The organism is Streptomyces sp. Ru62, from assembly GCF_002920615.1.
GTDB lineage: Bacteria > Actinomycetota > Actinomycetes > Streptomycetales > Streptomycetaceae > Streptomyces.
In genome coordinates, this window is record NZ_PQSU01000024.1 from 111,598 (window position 1) to 129,609 (window position 18,012).

19 protein-coding genes are annotated in these 18,012 nt (G+C 71.5%); 13 read left to right on the plus strand and 6 right to left on the minus strand.

From position 1 onward, the window contains the following. Positions 1-104: 104 nt before the first annotated feature. Positions 105-287 (plus strand): hypothetical protein, encoded by a 183-nt coding sequence (locus tag C3492_RS29665; protein ID WP_014671229.1) that lies wholly within the window; start codon positions 105-107, stop codon positions 285-287. 134 nt (positions 288-421) lie between these two features. On the opposite strand, the gene C3492_RS29670 is transcribed toward C3492_RS29665, so the two are convergent. Continuing rightward, entirely contained in the window at positions 422-1,261 is an 840-nt protein-coding gene (locus tag C3492_RS29670; protein ID WP_103815709.1) for a hypothetical protein, read from the minus strand. A 143-nt stretch (positions 1,262-1,404) separates the two neighbouring features. Next, the gene (locus C3492_RS29675) at positions 1,405-1,701 is read right to left on the minus strand and encodes a hypothetical protein (RefSeq protein ID WP_103815759.1); all 297 of its coding nucleotides are present in this window, start codon (positions 1,699-1,701) and stop codon (positions 1,405-1,407) included. A 96-nt stretch (positions 1,702-1,797) separates the two neighbouring features. Between C3492_RS29675 and C3492_RS29680 the strand changes: the two genes are divergently transcribed. Further along, positions 1,798-2,703, plus strand: coding sequence for an oxygenase MpaB family protein (locus C3492_RS29680; RefSeq protein ID WP_103815710.1), 906 nt, complete (start codon positions 1,798-1,800; stop codon positions 2,701-2,703). Here C3492_RS29680 and C3492_RS29685 read toward each other — a convergent pair. Further along, entirely contained in the window at positions 2,680-3,213 is a 534-nt protein-coding gene (locus C3492_RS29685) for a PadR family transcriptional regulator (protein ID WP_103815711.1), read from the minus strand. The genes C3492_RS29680 and C3492_RS29685 overlap by 24 nt on opposite strands. 104 nt (positions 3,214-3,317) lie before the next feature. Here C3492_RS29685 and C3492_RS29690 point away from each other — a divergent pair, with 104 nt between their 5' ends. Further along, positions 3,318-4,073 carry an alpha/beta fold hydrolase gene (locus tag C3492_RS29690; RefSeq protein ID WP_103815712.1) on the plus strand — a complete coding sequence of 252 codons (756 nt, stop codon included), beginning with the start codon at positions 3,318-3,320 and terminating at the stop codon, positions 4,071-4,073. Between the two features lie 61 nt (positions 4,074-4,134). On the opposite strand, the gene C3492_RS29695 is transcribed toward C3492_RS29690, so the two are convergent. Continuing rightward, entirely contained in the window at positions 4,135-4,734 is a 600-nt protein-coding gene (locus tag C3492_RS29695) for a class I SAM-dependent methyltransferase (RefSeq protein WP_103815760.1), read from the minus strand. 152 nt (positions 4,735-4,886) lie between these two features. Here C3492_RS29695 and C3492_RS29700 point away from each other — a divergent pair, with 152 nt between their 5' ends. From C3492_RS29700 to C3492_RS29720, 5 genes are all read left to right on the plus strand, one after another. Further along, a complete protein-coding gene (locus tag C3492_RS29700) occupies positions 4,887-5,660 on the plus strand; it encodes an MHYT domain-containing protein (protein WP_103815713.1) in 774 nt (257 codons plus the stop codon). Positions 5,661-5,707: 47 nt separating this feature from the next. Further along, entirely contained in the window at positions 5,708-8,326 is a 2,619-nt protein-coding gene (locus tag C3492_RS29705) for a nitrate- and nitrite sensing domain-containing protein (RefSeq protein ID WP_181140612.1), read from the plus strand. Further along, positions 8,323-8,760: a roadblock/LC7 domain-containing protein gene (locus C3492_RS29710; protein ID WP_103815715.1), complete on the plus strand. Its 438-nt coding sequence runs from the start codon at positions 8,323-8,325 to the stop codon at positions 8,758-8,760. The genes C3492_RS29705 and C3492_RS29710 overlap by 4 nt, the downstream gene beginning before the upstream one ends. A gap of 19 nt (positions 8,761-8,779) precedes the next feature. Next, positions 8,780-9,193: a DUF742 domain-containing protein gene (locus C3492_RS29715; RefSeq protein ID WP_103815716.1), complete on the plus strand. Its 414-nt coding sequence runs from the start codon at positions 8,780-8,782 to the stop codon at positions 9,191-9,193. 230 nt (positions 9,194-9,423) lie between these two features. Continuing rightward, positions 9,424-10,026 (plus strand): ATP/GTP-binding protein, encoded by a 603-nt coding sequence (locus C3492_RS29720; RefSeq protein ID WP_103815717.1) that lies wholly within the window; start codon positions 9,424-9,426, stop codon positions 10,024-10,026. A gap of 9 nt (positions 10,027-10,035) precedes the next feature. Here C3492_RS29720 and C3492_RS29725 read toward each other — a convergent pair whose 3' ends face one another. After that, positions 10,036-10,464 carry a PPOX class F420-dependent oxidoreductase gene (locus tag C3492_RS29725; RefSeq protein WP_103815718.1) on the minus strand — a complete coding sequence of 143 codons (429 nt, stop codon included), beginning with the start codon at positions 10,462-10,464 and terminating at the stop codon, positions 10,036-10,038. Positions 10,465-10,555: 91 nt separating this feature from the next. On the opposite strand from C3492_RS29725, the gene C3492_RS29730 reads away from it, so the two are divergent. From C3492_RS29730 to C3492_RS29745, 3 genes are all read left to right on the plus strand, one after another. Further along, positions 10,556-10,969: a roadblock/LC7 domain-containing protein gene (locus C3492_RS29730; protein WP_103815719.1), complete on the plus strand. Its 414-nt coding sequence runs from the start codon at positions 10,556-10,558 to the stop codon at positions 10,967-10,969. A gap of 125 nt (positions 10,970-11,094) precedes the next feature. After that, positions 11,095-12,426: a DUF6397 family protein gene (locus C3492_RS46980; RefSeq protein ID WP_219822102.1), complete on the plus strand. Its 1,332-nt coding sequence runs from the start codon at positions 11,095-11,097 to the stop codon at positions 12,424-12,426. 1,020 nt (positions 12,427-13,446) lie between these two features. Beyond that, complete coding sequence (locus C3492_RS29745) at positions 13,447-14,082, plus strand: LysE family translocator (RefSeq protein WP_374938386.1); 636 nt, start codon at positions 13,447-13,449, stop codon at positions 14,080-14,082. A 159-nt stretch (positions 14,083-14,241) separates the two neighbouring features. On the opposite strand, the gene C3492_RS46140 is transcribed toward C3492_RS29745, so the two are convergent. Further along, entirely contained in the window at positions 14,242-14,964 is a 723-nt protein-coding gene (locus C3492_RS46140) for a response regulator transcription factor (RefSeq protein ID WP_258055959.1), read from the minus strand. A gap of 225 nt (positions 14,965-15,189) precedes the next feature. Here C3492_RS46140 and C3492_RS29755 point away from each other — a divergent pair, with 225 nt between their 5' ends. Together C3492_RS29755 and C3492_RS29760 are read left to right on the plus strand one after the other, a co-directional pair. Then, positions 15,190-16,737, plus strand: coding sequence for a tryptophan halogenase family protein (locus C3492_RS29755; protein ID WP_103815723.1), 1,548 nt, complete (start codon positions 15,190-15,192; stop codon positions 16,735-16,737). Further along, on the plus strand, positions 16,737-18,011 hold the full coding sequence (locus tag C3492_RS29760) for a cation:proton antiporter (RefSeq protein WP_258055960.1): 1,275 nt from the start codon (positions 16,737-16,739) through the stop codon (positions 18,009-18,011). The genes C3492_RS29755 and C3492_RS29760 overlap by 1 nt, the downstream gene beginning before the upstream one ends. The last annotated feature ends 1 nt before the right edge of the window (position 18,012 follow it).

Consider the following 18,012-nt stretch of genomic DNA (forward strand, 5'->3'; position numbering starts at 1 on the left):
GGGTGCGGCTCAGGGATGTCTCAGGGGCGGGGTGTGGAACCGCGGGGAGCGGGGGGCCGTTCTCAGATCAGAGAGCGGCAGTGGCCGCGAAGGAGGCGACGCTCATGTCCATGAACGCGAAGATCGCCGCAGGGGGCGTGGCGGTCGGGCTGATCCTGCTCATATGGCTGCCTTGGTGGGTGGCGTTCCTGATCGTCGTGGGTGTTCCAGCGGCCGCCTATCTCGCCCTGGACCCCTCACAGCGGCGCAGGCTGCGCAGGGTCGCCCGCAAGGAGCTCGGCCGCTGAGGCACCGGCGCACGGCAAGGCGCCACTCGCCGAGCTGCCCGGACGGGCCGGCCGGGCCATGGGGAGCCGCGTCACCCAGACGCGGCGCGGGCTGCCCGGGGTGCGACCGGGACGTCTCGTCCGGCCGCCCCGGCTCACAGGGGTCGTACGGCCATCTTGTCGAGCGCCTCCAGCAGACCGGGCAGCTCGGGTCCCCGCCCCACCGGCAGTACTTCGCCGGGCTCCTCGTCGAGCAGGACGAACGCGATGTCGTCGGTGCGGGCAACGATCGACCAGCCGGGGCCGTCGGCACGCAGCGTACGGGCCTCGCCGGGTGCGAACGACGAGCGCACGCGGCCGAGCGGCGGCGGGGAGTCGACGTAGGCGCGCGCTTCCGCGAGCACCCGGCGGACACCGGTGTGGCCGCCGGCCCTGGCGCCCTCGCCGTCCTGCGGGGACTCCACGGCCTGCGCCTGCTCACCGGGCACGGGGAAGTCGGCGTCGTTGATCTGCTCCCGCCAGGCGGCCCACTGCAGCGCTATCTCGTCGGCACCCAGCCGGCGCTGCGCGGGCCCCCAGGAGCCGGTGTCCGGCGGGCACAGCGCCGGCCGCCCGGCCTCCTCGGCGGGCGGGTCGTGGGGAGCGGGCACGCCGGGTGCCGCGACGGCGACGGCCAGGGGCCATCCCGGCAGGGCGGTCACGACCGCGCGCTCGTCCGGCGACAGCTCGTACTCCATGCCGCAGTCCCAGGAGGCGATCGCCACGGCGACCAGCGAGACGTCGTCGATCACGACCGTCCAGCGAGCGCCGTGCCCGTCCTGGCCCAGCACCAGGCCGTACCCGTCGGCGCGCGGCGCGAGGTCCAGCGCCGCACACGCCTCCGGGTAGTCGTCGCCCAGCACGCTCGGGAACTGTGCCGGCGTGAGCAGTACCGCCGTCAGCACGTACAGCGCATCGTCCGCGGCGGCGACGGGCTCATCGTCCGTCCCGGCCATCCCTGCCTCCCCAGTGGTTCGTCCATCGGCGCGCACCCTAGTGCGAGCGGAAGCCGCTTGTCACGACTCCGCGCACCACGCGGAGCTGCAGGTTTCCGCCTGGACAGGGGCGAAACGGCCACATGTGGAGAAGGAAGTTCCGTTCAGGCCGCGGGCAGCCCGAGGAGGTCGCGGGCCACCGCGGCGGGGGTCTCGTCGCGTTCCCGGGCCAGCGCGACGACCGCCCGGCAGGCCAGCTCGCTCACCCCGAAGGACAGGGCCTCCGGGGACACCCACGCCGCCGCTTCCTCGATCCGGTCCTGGTCGTCCTCCGCGCGGGCCGCGACATAGACGGCCGCTGCTTCGAACAAGTTGTGTGCGCGCCTCTCCCGGCCGCCTTCCGGCCGCCCCTGCGTGGTGGTGCCGAGCCGGCCGGCGTATCTGCGGATCCTGTCGAACACACGGACCACCCTTCCCTGAACGGGGTCAGTACGATCGCCCATCTGCTGCTTCACAACGTAGAGTTGGAGATTCGGCGGCAGAAGGGGGTCGACGGGGTGAAGCGGTTCGAGCGGCTCGCGGAGATCCGCCGGCTGGACCCGGTGGCGGACGCGCTGGAGATCTACCGCATCAGCGTCGCGTACGAGTTCCCCTGGGACTACGCCCGCGCTCTCGAACTCGCTCTGTACCGCACCTACGCGGTGCCCGGCATCGGGCGGCTGCTCGCGCGGACGGCGGAGCTGACCGAGCGCACGCAGAAGCGGTACGACGACACCGTGCTGCTCCTGGACACCATCGTGGAACACGGCTTCGCGGCCCAGGAGGGACGCACCGCGATCCGCCGCATCAACCAGATGCACCGCAGCTACGACATCAGCGACGACGACATGCGGTACGTGCTGAGCACCTTCGTGGTGATGCCCCGGCGCTGGATCGACGCCTACGGCTGGCGGCGGCTGTCCCGGCACGAGATCGTCGCCACCACCGAGTACTACCGCACCCTCGGGCGGCACATGGGCATCCCGGACATTCCCCGGACCTACGAGGAGTTCGAGGTCCTTCTCGACTCCTACGAAGAGGCCCACTTCGGCTGGGACGAGGAGGCCCGCCGGGTCTCCGACGCCACGCTCGACCTGATGACGTCCTGGTATCCGCGTCCCCTGGCACCGCTGCTGCGCACGGCCACGCTCGCGCTGCTCGACGAGCCCCTGCTGCGCGCGTTCCGCTACCCGCGACCCGGCGCCGCCACCTCCGCGCTGGTGCGCCGTGCCGTACGGACCCGCGGCCGGTTGGTCCGGCTGCTGCCGCCGCGCCGCAGCCCGCACTTCGCGCGCCAGAACTGGGAGGTCAAGGGCTACCCGAACGGCTATCGCGTCGCCGACCTGGGCACGCGACCGGTCCCCGGTCTGCGCGGTTGCCCGGTACGGCACCAGGACAGCTCAGCGGCCGGGCCCGTCGAGTGACGCCAGAGTGTCACGCAGCCAGGCCAGTTCGGCCCGGCTCGTGGCGCGCGCGATGGTGAGAACCCCGCGCCGGAACGGGTCGTCCAGCTCCTCGGCGCGCAGCGGCCGGTCGCCGTCGTAGAAGAAGCTCGCCGGCTCCTCCAGGAAGGCCAGCCGGCGCCGCAGCACGGCCGCCTGCGCGGCGGGGTCCTCCAGGTGCCGCAGGAACGCGAGCAGCGTGAACCAGTGGTTCTCGTCGGTGATCTCACGCTGGGCCGGCTCGGCGAGCCGGCGCTTCAACTCCCGCGCGCCCTCCTCGGTCAGTCTGAGCACATGGCGCGGCGCGGCCACGGCGCCGGGCTCGGTGGCCCGCACCAGCAGACCGGCCTTCTCCAGGCGTTTGATCGCCGGGTACAGCGTGCTCTCGGCGACGGGCCGCACATGGCCGGTGAGCGCCGCGATGTGGCGGCGCAGGACGTACCCGTGCAGGGGGGCGCCGTACAGGAATCCGAGGATGGCGAGTTCGAGCATGGCCGCATTCTCCCGCAGGGATACATCGCTGAGCCGATACCGCCTTGACGAGATACATCGACACCGATGTATTGTCGGGTGCGGCGAACACGGGGAGGGGCACGGTGCAGCAGGCCACGTTCGACAGCAGGGGAAGCCGGATCCGGTGGACCGAGGTGCCCGGGGCGGAGCCCGCCCGGGTGTATCTGCACGGACTCGGAGCGATGTCCGCCGTGTACCACGCGCACATCGCGGCGCGCCCCGAACTCGCGGGGCGCCGCAGCCTGTTCGTCGACCTGCCGGGCCACGGCACGAGCGACCGCCCCCAGGACTTCGGGTACACGCTGGAGGACCACGCCGACGCGGTGGCCGCCGCCCTGGACGCGGCCGGGGCCGCAGGCGCCGAACTGATCGCGCACAGCATGGGCGGTGCCGTAGCCGTCGTCCTCGCCCACCGGCGGCCCGACCTGGTCTCCCGGCTGGTGCTGACGGAGGCCAACCTGGACGCCTTTCCACCGCCGACCGCCGGCAGCAGCGGAATCGCCGCCTACAGGGAGGACGAGTTCGTCGAAGGGGGGTACGCGCGCGTGCTGGAGGCGGTCGGCCCGCTGTGGGCGGCGACCATGCGGCTGGCCGACCCGCGCGCGCTGCACCGCAGTGCCGTCGGCCTGTGCAACGGCTCCGACCCCGTGATGCGGACGCTCCTCGAAGGGCTGCCCGTCGACCGCGTCTTCCTCCAGGGTGAGCACAGCGGTGAACTCGCGGGCCGGGAGCGCCTGGAGGCCGCCGGGGTGCGCGTGGTGACGGTGCCGGACGCCGGGCACAACGTCATGTTCGACAACCCCGACGCCTTCGTGGCAGCCGTCACCGGTACGGGCTGACCGACCTCGGCCCTCGGCCTTCGCGCACCCTGGCGGGCCGGAGGGCCGACTCGCCCGGGGCTCAGTCCGCCCGCACCGCGAGCGCCAGGAAGCGGGCGTCCTCGTCGGTGTACGACGTCATCCGCCAGCCCGAACGTGCGAGGAGCGGCCGGAGGTTGGTCTCGGCCCGCAGGTCGTCGGGGCTGATCCGGCGCCCCTGACGTGCCGCCAGGGCCGCGCGACCGATGGGATGGAAGAGCGCGAGCGTGCCGCCCGGCCGGACCCCACGGGCCAGTTCTCGCAGGTTGTCCACCGGACGGGGCAGGTGGGCGATCAGGCCCGCGGCGAACACGGCGTCCAGACAGCCCGAGCGCAGCGGCAGCGCGGCGACGTCGGCGAGCATCAGCCGTCCGTCGCGGTGCCTGCCCGCGCGTACGGCGGCCTGGAGCATCGCCGGGGTCAGATCCGCGCCCACCACCACCCCGGAGGGGCCCACGGCGGCCCGCAGGGGCGGCAGGGCCCGCCCTGTGCCGCAGCCCGCGTCCAGTACGCGGTCCCCCTCCCGCAGCCCGAGGTCGGCCACGGCCGCCGCGTAGGCCGGGCCGTCGTCCGGGAACCGGCTGTCCCAGTCGGCGGCGCGGGCGGTGAAGAAATCCTGGACATGTGTGTGGTCGTCGTTCATGTTCCGCATGATTCCTCACCGTCACGAGGGAAGTCCTTGTGCGCATGTTCGAGCGGGACGCGATCGTTCCGGCACAACTGTGCGTCATATTCCGGCACCTTTCGAAATGCGCCCCCTTTGTGCGCCCTTGCGCCCGCTAGCGTCCCGGGGCCATGGGACACCTGGACCACGCCGCCTTCGGCTGGCTGACCCCCGCACTGTCGTACGTGATGGCCTGCATAGGCGCCGCACTCGGACTACGCTGCACCGTCCGCGCGCTCGCCGCCACCGGCCGGGCGCGCCGGAACTGGCTCGTCACCGCCGCCTCTTCGATCGGGACGGGCATCTGGACCATGCACTTCGTGGCCATGCTCGGCTTCCGCGTCAGCGGCAGCGACATCCGCTACGACGTGCCGCTGACCATCCTCAGCCTTCTCGTCGCCATGGTCGTCGTCTGGGCCGGCGTCTTCGCCGTCGGCTACAGCCGCGACCGCAACCGCGCGCTCCTCCTCGGCGGTCTCACCACCGGGCTGGGCGTCGCCAGCATGCACTACCTGGGCATGGCGGCCGTCCGGCTGCACGGCGACGTCACGTACGACCCGGTCCTCGTCGGACTGTCGGTACTGATCGCCGTGGTCGCTGCCACCGCGGCACTGTGGGCCGGACTCAACATCAAGTCACCCCTCGCGGTCACCGTCGCCTCCCTCGTCATGGGAGCGGCCGTCAGCAGCATGCACTACACCGGGATGTTCGCGGTGAGCGTGCGCGTGGACCCTTCCGGCGACGCGCTGCCCGGGGCCACGGCGATGCAGTTCATCTTCCCCCTCGCCGTCGGCCTCGGGTCCTACCTGTTCATCACATCGGCCTTCGTCGCCCTCTCGCCCACGGCCGACGAGCGCGAGGCGTCCGCCTCCGCCCAGCGGCCCCTCGAAAGCGTCGCCCGCTAGCGGGACCCCCGCCCGAGCGCACCGACCACGTCCCGAGCGAGGAGGCCATGCGCCCACCCCGAACACCCCAGAACGCCGCCGCCCCGGCACACCGTCCGCGCGGACGCCGCGCGCACGCCGGACCGCCCGCCGACGAGGGCCGCCGCACGCCCGGCCCGCCGCCGGACTCCGCACGCGCGCGTGGAGGCCGCCGGCACCTGCGGCCAAGCACCGTTCGCGCCAAGGTGGTCAGCCTTCTGATGGTGCCCGTCGTCTCCCTGCTCGCCCTCTGGGCGTACGCCACCGTCAGCACCGCTCAGGACGTCGCCCGGCTGCGCCAGTCGCAACGGGTGGACGCCGAACTGCGCAGCCCGGTGGCCGCGGCCGTCACCGCCCTGCAGGCCGAGCGCACCGCGGCCGTCCGCTACGCCACGGACCCCCGCGCCGGCGACGGCGGCGACCTCGACGACCTCGCGGCCCGCACCGACCGCGCCGTGGGCAGGTTGCGGCTCGGCCGGGACAGCACGGTCGCCGACAGCCAGGAACTCCCCGCCGGCGTCTCCAGGCGCCTCGGCGTCTTCGTCACCGGGGCCGAGCACCTCCGCACACTGAGAACGGCCGTCAAGGGGCACAAGACAGGCTGGGACGAGGTGTACGCGCAGTACACGAAGACCATCGGTGCCGCCTTCGCGGTCGACGGCGCACTCACCGGCATCCAGCAGGCCGACGTCGCCTCCGACGCGCGCGTGCTGCTCGAATTCTCCCGCGCCGCCGAAGCACTGGCCCAGGAGGACGCCCTGCTGAGCAGCGCACGGGCCGCCGGCACCCTGCAGGGGGAGCGACTGCGGCTCTTCGGCGCCGCCGTCGCCACGCGCCGTGCCCTCACCGAGACCGCGGTCACCGATCTGCCCGCCGCCCAGCGCGCCGACTGGCGCGATCTGACCGCCGGCGGTTCCTACACCACTCTGGGCACCGCCGAGAACAACCTGCTCGCCGCTGGACCGGGCGTCCACATCGACAAGGAACCGCAAGCCGCCTGGAGCGCCGCACATACGCGCGTACAGGACGGCATGCGGACCATCGCGGCCGGTGCGGGCCGCGCCGTCGCCGGCCGCGCAGACCCGGTCACCCGCGGCCTGCTCAGCCCGGCCGGAGCCGCCGTACTCCTGGGACTCGCCGCCGTCGCCGCCTCCCTCGTCATCTCCGTCCGCATCGGACGGGCTCTCGTGGTGGAACTCGTGAGCCTGCGCAACGACGCGCTGGAGATCGCCCGCCGCAAACTCCCGGAAGCGATGCGGAAGCTGCGCGCGGGCGAGGAGATCGATATCCGGGCCGAGGCACCCTCCGGACCGCCGGCCGAGGACGAGACCGGCCAGGTCGCGGAGGCCCTGACCACCGTGCACCGCGCCGCGCTGCGCGCCGCCGTGGAGCGCGCCGAACTCGCCAGCGGCATCTCCGGGGTCTTCGTCAACCTCGCCCGCCGCAGCCAGGTCCTGGTCCACCGCCAGCTCAGCCTCCTGGACAGCATGGAGCGGCGCTCCGACGACCCGGACGAACTCAGTGACCTCTTCCGCCTGGACCACCTCACGACCCGGATGCGGCGCCACGCGGAGAGCCTGATCATCCTGTCCGGCGCCGCGCCCGGCCGGGCCTGGCGGATGCCGGTGTCCCTGACCAACGTCGTACGCGCCGCCGTCTCGGAGATCGAGGACTACGCGCGCGTGGAGGTACGCCAGTTCCCCGAGGCGTACGTCATCGGCGCGGCGGTGGCCGACCTCACCCATCTGCTCGCCGAAGTCGTCGAGAACGCGGCCCAGTTCTCACCACCGCACACGCGCGTGCGGGTCACCGGCGAACCCGTCGGCAACGGCTACGCCCTGGAGATCGAGGACCGGGGGCTCGGCATGGGCGCCGAGACCCTGGCCGAGGCCAACCGCCGCATCGAACAGTCAGAGGCGCTGGACCTCTTCGACAGCGACCGCCTCGGACTCTTCGTGGTCAGCAGGCTCGCCTCCCGGCACGACATCAAGGTGCATCTGCGGACCTCACCGTACGGAGGCACCACCGCCGTGGTCCTGCTGCCGAAGGCCCTGCTGCACAGCGGCTCGGCCGAATCGTCCACCCGCCGGGGCGAACAGGCCCGACCCGACGAGGAACGCGCCTACGCGCGCGTACCCGGCGCGACCCCGCCCCAGGAAGCCGCTGTCACCCCGTGGCCGGACCGTCCCGCCCTGGCAGCCACCGCACCCGGCCCGCACGGCACCGCGCGGACACCTGGGCCCCAGAGCACCGGGAAGGCGCCCGACGCTCACACCACCAGGCCGGCCCCAGACCCGGACGGCACCGGCACGGCGGCCCGCTCCCACGACGCCGTCCATGAACCCCCGCCCCCCGGCGTCACCACCCTGAGACTGCACCGCTCGCCGGACGCCTCCGAGCCCTCCGACGATCTCCCGCGCCGTGTGCGCCAGGCGAGCCTCGCCCCGCAACTGCGCCACCAGCGCCCCGAAGAGCCGGTACAGCAGCCCGCCCGCCACGGTGACGACCGGCGCACCCCCGAACTCGTACGGGACCGCATGGCGGCATACCGCGACGGCTGGGCGCGCGGCGGTGGCAGGAGGCCCGGCCGCGGCACCGCACCGGAACCGGAAACGGGCAGTCACAGCAGCGAAGGAGACCCGGCATGATCCAGGAACCGACACCGAGGACCGGCCAGCGGTCCGGCGAACTGGACTGGCTGCTCGACGACCTGGTGACACGCGTGCGCGAGGTACGGCACGCCGTCGTACTCTCCAACGACGGCCTGGCGGTCGGTGCCTCCACCGACCTCGCGCGGGAGGACGCCGAGCACCTCGCCGCCGTGGCCTCCGGCTTCAACAGCCTCGCCAAGGGCGCGGGACGGCACTTCGGAGCGGGCGGAGTGCGCCAGACCATGGTCGAGATGGACGACGCGTTCCTCTTCGTGGCCGCGGCCGGTGACGGCTCCTGCCTCGCCCTGCTCACCGCGGTCACCGCCGACATCGGGCTGGTCGCCTACGAGATGGCCCGCCTGGTCAAACAGGTGGGCGAGCACCTCTACACGGCGCCGCGCGCCGCGGCACAACCGCCCGCCGCAGGATGAGCCGGGAAGGCGGCACCCGATGACCGAGAACCCGACCGGCGAGCCCCGGGAGCCGGGCAGCCAGTGGTACGACGGCGAGGCCGGACCCCTGGTCCGCCCGTATGCCATGACGGGTGGCCGGACCCAGCCCGGGCCGACCGGAGTGCGCTTCGACTTGATCGCACTCGTCACCCTCGACCCCGCCGCACCGGCGCTCGACGACGACACCGCGCTCGGCCCCGAACACCGGACCCTGATCGACCTGTGCCGCCCCGAGACGCAGTCCGTCGCCGAACTCGCCGCGGACGCGGACCTTCCGGTCGGCGTGGTCCGGGTGCTTCTCGGGGACCTCCTGGAACTCGGCTGTGTGACCATCAGCCGCCCCGTGCCACCGGCGCACCTGCCCGACGAACGGATTCTGCGCGAGGTCATCGCGGGATTGCGAGCACTGTAGATGAACGTCCGGACACCGCCGTACGCCTCGCCGTGTCGGCATCTGTACGCCCGACCGGGTCCCGGTCCGTCCGATCCGGGCGCGTTGCGCCAAGGATCGGGCCCGAGCCGCTCATATCAGGTGTACTTCGGTCCCCTCGCCCCGACCCGCATCTCCGTTGTCATGATGCTGCCTCCACTCCCGGAGCACGCGGACGCCGGCCGCGACCGGCCCTCCCGAGAGAAGTGATCATGGTCTCCGAGCACTCCGACACCGTCGGCGACGCCTCCGCCCTGGCGCTGAAGATACTGGTCGCCGGTGGTTTCGGCGTCGGCAAGACGACCCTGGTGGGGGCCGTCAGCGAGATCCGGCCGCTGCGCACGGAGGAACTGCTCAGCGAAGCGGGCCAACTGGTGGACGACACCGACGGTGTGGACCAGAAGGTCACCACCACCGTGGCCATGGACTTCGGCCGCATCACCATCCGCTCCGGCCTCTCGCTCTACCTCTTCGGCACACCGGGACAGGACCGCTTCTGGTTCCTGTGGGACGAACTGGCCCAAGGCGCCCTCGGCGCCGTGGTCCTCGCGGACACCCGGCGACTGGAGGACTGCTTCCCGGCCGTCGACTACTTCGAGCACCGGCGCATCCCCTTCGTGGTGGCCGTCAACTGCTTCACGGGAGCCCGCTCCTACGGCGCCCAGGACGTCTCCCGCGCGCTCGATCTCGACCGCGGCACACCCGTGGTGCTGTGCGACGCACGCGACCGGGACTCCGGCAAGGAAGTCCTGATCAGGCTCGTCGAGTACGCCGGACGGATGCACACCGCCCGGCTCCTGGACTCCGTCGGCTGAGCCCGCCGCTCAGGCCGCGACGTCCCGCATGGCCAGCACCTTGTCGATGGACACGCGGACGAGCAGTTCACCCGGAACGCCGTTGCGGGCGCCGTACTCCTCGGCGCGGTCCTCGCCCATGTACCGGGCGGCGATCCGGGTCGCCCACAGGCGTACCTCCGCAAGGTCCTCCGACAGCCGGGCACGGCCGTTCAGCACCACGAAGTGGAACGGCGGACGGTCGTCGTCCACGCACAGGGCCACCCTGCCGTCGCGGGCCAGATTGCGTCCCTTCGCGGTGTTCTTACCGGTGTTGAACACCAACTCGTCGCCGTCCATCAGGAACCAGACCGGAGCCACATGCGGGCTTCCGTCGGCGCGGACGGTGGAGAGCTTGCCGGTGCGAGTGCCGTCCAGGACGAACGCCCGCCATTCCTCATCGGTCATCTTCTCTGCCATGGGCCCATCCTCCTTGCTCGCATGCCGGTCGTGGGGAAGGCTTGCGGGGAGTTCCTCCAGCCAGGGGGAGACGACACACGGGGAGACGGACATGGCGCAGAACCAGGGTCTCGGCTGGCTCCTGGACGATCTGACCGAGCGGGTGGACCACGTACGCCACGCGCTGGTCCTGTCGAACGACGGGTTGGTCACCGCGGCGAGCACGGGGTTACGTCGCGAGGACGCGGAACATCTTGCCGCCGTGGCATCAGGGCTGCACAGCCTGGCCAAGGGCTCGGGACGCCACTTCGGCGCGGGCAGGGTGCGCCAGACGATGATCGAGTACGACGAGGCCGTGCTGTTCGTGACCGCGGCCGGCACCGGCAGTTGTCTGTGCGTGTTCAGCGGGGCCCAGGTCGACATCGGCCAGATCGCCTACGAGATGACCCTGCTCGTCAACCGGGTAGGCGAACACCTCGGCGTCGACGCCAGAAAACCCGAGAGCTCTCCCACCACAGACCTCTGACCTGCGACTTTCCTGCCCCCGTGGAGTTATCCACAGGCTCGCCACGAGATGCGGCGAACCGGCTACGGTGAGTACACGGCGAACGCACGAGGCGTGAGCCACCGACTCCACGGGGGAGTACGACCATGCCGGCAAGCACCTTCGGCCCGACCCGTCCCAGCGTCTGCACGCCGAGCCGTGCCGCTCGCGAACTGGGGCTCAAGCGAGCCGAGTTCGACCTCGCTGTCCAACTCGGTCGCATCCGGACCGTGCCCGACGAGGGCGGCGGAGGAGGTCGGCGCGTGGAGCACGCGGAGATCGAGCGCCTCCGCGCGCAGGACGGCTTCCCCGAATCCCTGCGCGAACGGGTGCAAGTCGTGGGTACGGCGGAGGGTGCCGCCCTCATGGAGATCCCGGCCGGCCGGTTCAGCCGTCTCGCCCGACTGGGCCTGCTCGTGCCCGTGAAGTTCTACTTGAACCGCTATCGTGCCGTGGTCTGGCTCTACCTCGCTGAGGAACTGCGCCAGTTCACGGCGAGCCCGGAGCACGCGCACCTGCTCAAGGGGCGTACGCCCGAGACCCTGAGGGGCCAGCTGGCGGCGGGAGTGGATCTGCGGGCCCGCAACTGGCGCGCACGCCAGGTCGGATTCCTGCTGCGGCAGGCCGAGGACCCGTGGGCCCGTGCCGGAGCCATGGCCGCCTTCCTCGCGCCGGTCGAGGTCGCCGACATCGTCAAGGACCCGTACGAGCGCGCTCATCTGCACCGGTTCCGGCCCGCGTCACCAGGGGACGGGGCTTCCGGATCCCCTTCGGCGCATCTTGCCGAGCGGATCATGACGGCGCAGGACGCGGACGAGGTCGGCTGGCTGCGCAGCGAGTTGGCGCGCTCGGTCGAGGAGGCCCGCGACGACTCGCCGGCCCCGCGCCCGGCCACTCACCGGGTTCCGCCGGCGATGCGAGCGGTCGCACGACCCATCCCACCGATGGCACGGACGGTCACCCGGCCCACGGAAGAGGCGACGAGGCCGTGGGAGCCGGCCGCACGGTCCCTGGAGTCGGCGGCGCCGCCTGCCAAGCCGACAGTACGGTCCCCGGAGCCGGTGCGCGGGGCGACACCGTCCCCGGAGACGGCGACACCGCTCCCCGATTCGGTGACACGGCATCCGCAGGAGGCGACACGGCCCCCGGAGCTGGGACCCCGGGTGCTGCGGATGCGGACGCGGCTTCCCGAGTCGGTGGCGACACAGCTCATGGAGGCGGCGACAGCGCCCACGGGTTCAGCTGTGCGGCATCCCGAGTCGCGGGTGCGGCCCAGGGACCTGTACGTCGTTCCTCGGGAGCAGGCCGTCCGGCCGGCGGTGCCACCGGTCCCTCGCGACCACGAGCCGGCGCAGCCCGCTCCGACGCCCTCGCCCCGCGGTCTTCGGGCCTGGCTACGGCGGAGAAGCGCACGGCCGGCACGGCCCGCCGGGGTCTGAACAGCCGGTGCCCGCTTTCGTCGCCAGCTGCTCCAGGCCCCTGAACAGGCGCCGGCTACACCGTCACCCCGCCGCTGACCCACCCAAGCGCGCCCTGCGGGCTGTGCGCGAGAGGCGTTACCCAACCCCCTTGCCGGTCCGCTACTTCTGGAATTCCGGCTCCGGGCGGCTGCGGTGGCCTGTCGGCCGTGTTCGTGGCGTTCCCGTCACACCGCCTACGACGGGGCGCCACCCATGCGACCGCCCGTACGCCGCGTGGATCAACTCTCCGGCAGGGGTCTTCCCGGGCGCGGTGGCACGCTCCGCCGGTACCACGCGGAACGGCGACTGCTCCGAGCCGAGCAGGTGGCTGCTCAACTACCCGCGCCGACGCCCTGCTCGCGCCCCCAGTGACCAGTGCGGGGCGGTGACTGTCGGCGGGCTCGGAGACCGTGGCATCGGCTGGTGGTGGTCGGACGGCCTCGTCGGCCCCGACAAGGTCGCCCGCGAGATCGACCAGATCGCGCAGGCCGGCTTCGGCGGCGTCGAGATCGCGGCCGTCCACCACAGCATCAAGGGACAAGTCGGTGCCGGACACCGCCCGCCGCGGCTGGGGCAGCGGCCCGGCGGCCCGTGGCCGCGCCGGCCCAGGACACACCCGCATGTCCTCGGCGTCTCCTGCTGGAGCGCCCCCGCTCCGGCAGGCGGTCTCGCCTTCGAGCGCACGCCCGGCCCTCTCCCACTCCACCGGATTCGACCCTGTAGCCGCCTTTGGCCCGAGGTGGGCGACCGTGGCCGGATCGAGGCACTCGCGCCGCGGCCGACGCGATCTCATGGGGTGCACGAGTAGCGTGATCACGAAAGAGTGCGTGCGCGCCCCGGTGTTGTCCTGTTGCCCTGGAGCAGCCTCTCCCAAATACCGCAGATGCTTTGTCGGAGAAGGCTGCTTGTTGTCGAGCACGGTGGACAAGACCAGGATGAGAGAGCCGCTGATTTCCTCGAACCGCAGGGCGACGAGGGCGGGGCGCGTATCCTGTGGTGGTGATCGGATTAGATCGTCTGGCTGTCTTCCTGACCGTGGTGACCGTGCTGATCTCTGTGCCGGGGCCGAGCGTCTTGTTCGTGGTGAGCCGGGGGGTGGCGCTGGGGCGACGGGCCGCCGTATCCACTGCGGTGGGGAATGAGGCGGGACTCCTTGTTCAGGTCGTACTGGTGGCGTTCGGGTTGGGGGAGGTACTTGCGCGATCCCTCCTGGTCTTCTCGATCCTTAAGTTCGCCGGCGCTCTCTACCTCGTCTATCTCGGTGTCCAGGCCTGGCGTCACCGCAAGCTGCTGGTGGTGGAGGAGCGGGCCGCGGCGTCGGCCGGCCGTCCGGGACGGGTCTTCCGGGAAGGTTTCATCGTCGGGGTGAGCAATCCCAAGGGCCTGCTGATCTTTGGTGCGGTCCTGCCGCAGTTCGTCGACTCCTCGGCGGGGAATGTCCGGGTGCAGTTGTTGCTGCTGGGCCTGATCTGCGTCCTGATCGCGTTGGTTTCCGATGCGACATGGGGCCTTCTCGCGGGAACGGCCCGCAATTGGCTCGCGAGGTCACCGCGTCGGCTGTCGTGGATCGGTGGAGCGTCGGGAGTGGTGATGGTCGGACTGGGAATCCGGCTGGCGTTCAGCGGACGCGAATGAGGGAGGCGCGAATGAGGGAGTCAGGGGACCGGCCCGCCGGCCTCGTGTAAGGCGCGCAGGGATTCAGCCGACCGGATAGTCGATGGCATACGGTCGGCGATCCGGCTGCCGGGATCCGGGGTGCCGGAGCGGTCGCCTCAGCTGACACGTTCGACCACATCACCGCGGCCATTCACCTTGGGTGATGCCCAGTTCGTATGCGACCGCGACCGCGCTGGCCCGATTCCGCAGGCCAAGCTTGATCAGCAGATTCTGCACGTGTGTCTTGACCGTACTCTCGCTGACCACCAGTTCTCCGGCGATCTCGGCGTTCTTCATGCCGCGCGCCAGGAGCTTGAGCACTTGTCGCTCGCGGAGCGTGAGCAGGTCGAGTGCCGTATGGCGGACGGACTTCCTGGGGGGCGGCCTGTTGTCGGGCTCCTCTTGGTCAGGTATGCCGATCCGGTATCCTCCGGAGACGAGCCTGATGGCGGACACCAGGAATTCCGGTTCTTCCCAGGCCAGCACCACACCCCCGGCGCCTAGTTTGTCGGCATCCGCGCGGATGGGATCGTTCGCATCATTGGTCACCAGCAGCATGCGCGAGACACCAGAACCGGAGTAGTGGACAGCCCGGTGCATCAGGTCCACCACGTCGATGGACCGGCACGCGGTGTTGATGATGAGCACGTCCAACGCGGAGTCGAGGGTGGCTTCGAGTGCCGTCGGGCTGTCCCGGGCGCTGCCGACGAGGGTGAGGTCGGGGTACTGGCGCAGAACATGCGCGAGCCCGGCGTGCACCAGGCTCGAATCATCGATCAGGAAGATCCGTAATGGTTCCGGCTTCTCACCGCCGGCCAAGCCGCTCGACGCTGGATTCCGGTCGGATCGAACTTCGTCCACGAGCCCCCCTGCACCGCGAGTAGCGGCTACGGACAGAGTCGAACACGCCTCATCTAATCCCACGGCCGCGACCCGGAGCACACGATTTCTTGCCACATTCAGCTGGCAAATGCGGAAAGGGGGAGAGCCGGTCACTTCGGCCTAGTCCGTTCGGCTCCCGGCCTGCCGTGATCCGTCCGATCTACCGAAGACGCCACCCGGAGATCACGCCTAGAGTCACGAGCCATGACACAGAGCGTGGTGATCCTGGGTGGTGGAACGGCTGGGTGGATGACCGCTTCCTACCTGCGGGCGGCCTTCGCGGACAGAGTCGACATCACTGTGGTGGAGTCCCGGCGTATCGGCACCATCGGGGTGGGCGAGGCCACCTTCAGCACGGTCCGCCACTTCTTCGACTACCTCGGTCTCAGCGAGGCCGACTGGATGCCGGAGTGCAACGGCACGTACAAGCTGGCGGTGCGCTTGGAGAACTGGCGGGCGCCCGGCACGTACTTCTACCATCCGTTCGAACGGATGCGGGTCGTCGACGGGGTGCCACTCACCGACTGGTGGCAGAAAGTCGGCGGGACGGGCCGCTTCGACCGGGACTGCTTCCTCATACCGTGGCTCTGCGACGCGAAGGCGTCCCCCAGGTATCTGGACCACCGGCTCTTCGAGCAGGACTTCGACGAGGACCCCGACCGTCCGCTCTACCGGACCACGCTCGCCGAACAGAACACGCAGTTCCCCTACGCCTACCACTTCGACGCCTCGCTCCTCGCCGACTACCTGTGCCGCCACGCCGTCGGACGCGGTGTCCACCGGATCATCGACGACGTCGTGGACGTGCGCCTCGACGAGCGGGGCTGGATCGACCGTCTCGTCACCCGCGAGCACGGGGACCTGACCGCGGACCTCTACGTCGACTGCTCCGGCTTCCGCAGCCGGCTGCTCGGCGACGCACTCGGTGAGCCCTTCATCTCCTTCCAGGACTCACTCCCCAATGACCGCGCGGTGGCGCTGCGGGTCCCCGTGGACACCGCGGTCCGGGGCATCAGGCCGTGCACCACGGCCACCGCTCAGGACGCCGGATGGATCTGGACGATCCCGCTCTACGACAGGGTCGGCACCGGATACGTCTACGCCGCCGACTACTGCGAGCCCGAGGAGGCCGAACGCGTCCTGCGCGACTTCGTCGGGCCCGCCGCCGCGGACCTGGAGGCCAACCACATCCGGATGCGGATCGGCCGTTCCCACCGGGCCTGGGTCAACAACTGCGTGGGCATCGGACTCTCCGCCGGCTTCGTCGAACCGTTGCAGTCGACCGGCATCTTCCTCATCCAGCACGCGATCGAACAACTCGTCAGGTACTTCCCCGGCACGGACAGGGACCCGGTGCTGCGCGACACCTACAACCTCAGCACGGCCCGGGCCATCGAGGGTGTCCGGGAGTTCCTGATCCTGCACTACCGCGGCGCCGCGCGCGTGGACAACGACTACTGGCGCGACGCGAAGAAGCGCGCGGTGCCCGAGGACATGGCCGTACGCATGGAGCAATGGCAGAGCAAACTGCCCGACAACGACACCACCTACCCCTACTACCACGCCTTCGAGCCCTACAGCTACGTCTGCATGGCCCTCGGCCTCGGAGGCATCCCGCTGCGCCACCCGCCCGCGCTGGACCTGTTCGACACCCGTGCGGCGCGGGCCGAGCTGGCCCGGGTCCGGGAACAGGCGCGGAAGCTGGTCGACACGCTGCCCAGCCAAGTGGAGTACCTCTCGGGGCTGCGCTGATGGTCGCAGCCCTCCACGCCATGGTGGTGCTGGCCGTGGTGCTCCTGGCGGCCCGGCCGGCCCGCCGAGCGGCGACGCTGTTACGCCAGCCACCCGTCATCGGGGAAATCGCCCTCGGTCTCGTCGTCGTCCCCGTCCTGACGACGGCCGCCGGACCCGGCCTCGTGGAGACGGCGCTGCCGTCCGGGGTCACCGGCCATCTGCACACCATCGGCCTGGCCGGGCTCGCGTTGTACCTGACGGGCGTGGGACACAGCGCCCGCCCGCGGCGCGGCGAGGTGTCACCGTGCTCTTACGGCTGGCTGCTGGCGGGCTCCCTGCTGCCCGGGCTGATCGCCGGGGCGTTGGTGTCCGTGTGGGTGGTGTGGCGGGACGCGGCGGGGGAGCGGGGTACGGCACCCACCGCCGCGCTGGTGCTGCTGCTGGCCACCGCCTTCGCCGTCACGGCTGTTCCGGTGCTGGCGCGGATCCTCACCGACCGGGACATCGCCGACACCACCGAGGGCCGACTGTCCCTCCTCGTCGCCGTCTCCATCGACGCCCTGACCTGGCTGCTCCTCACCTCCGCCCTGGCCGCCGCCGCGGGCAGCGGCAGGCAGGTCGTCCGCTCCGCGGCGGTGATCGCCGTCGGCACGGCGGTGGCCGTGGCGCTCCGGCGGCTGCTGGGCCGGAAGGCCGTCGGCAGGCTGTGCGCCCGGTGGCCGGCCGCCGCCGCGGCCACCCTGGGCGCGGTCGCGATCGCGGCGGCCCTGGCCACCGAGCGGGCGGGACTCACAGCGATCTTCGGCGCGGTGCTGGTCGGTCTCGCCGTTCCCCGGGACGGCGAACAGGGACCGCGGACCGAAGCCGTACGGAGCGTCGAGCGATGCGGCCTGCTCCTGGTCCCGGCGTTCTTCGTGACGGTTGGCTTCCGGACGGCCACTGACGGGCCGGACGGCTTCTCCTGGGTGACCCTCGCCCTGGTTCTGCTTCTCGCCACGGTGGCCAAGCTGGGCGGCGGCTACGCCGGCGCGCGTGCCGCGCGGCTGCCCATCGGGACGGCACTGCGCTTCGGGGTGCTGATGAACACCCGGGGCCTGACGGAGATCGCCGTACTCCAGGCCGGACTGTCGGCCGGGATCCTCTCGTCCGGGCTCTTCCTCGTCATGCTGCTGATGGCGCTCGTGACCACGGCTGCCACCGGCCCGCTGCTGTCGTTCGCGGACCACCGTTTCCCCGCCACCGGGGCCCTGCCACGTTCCGCGTCCGAGGAGCTGTCTCATGACAAGGCCTGAC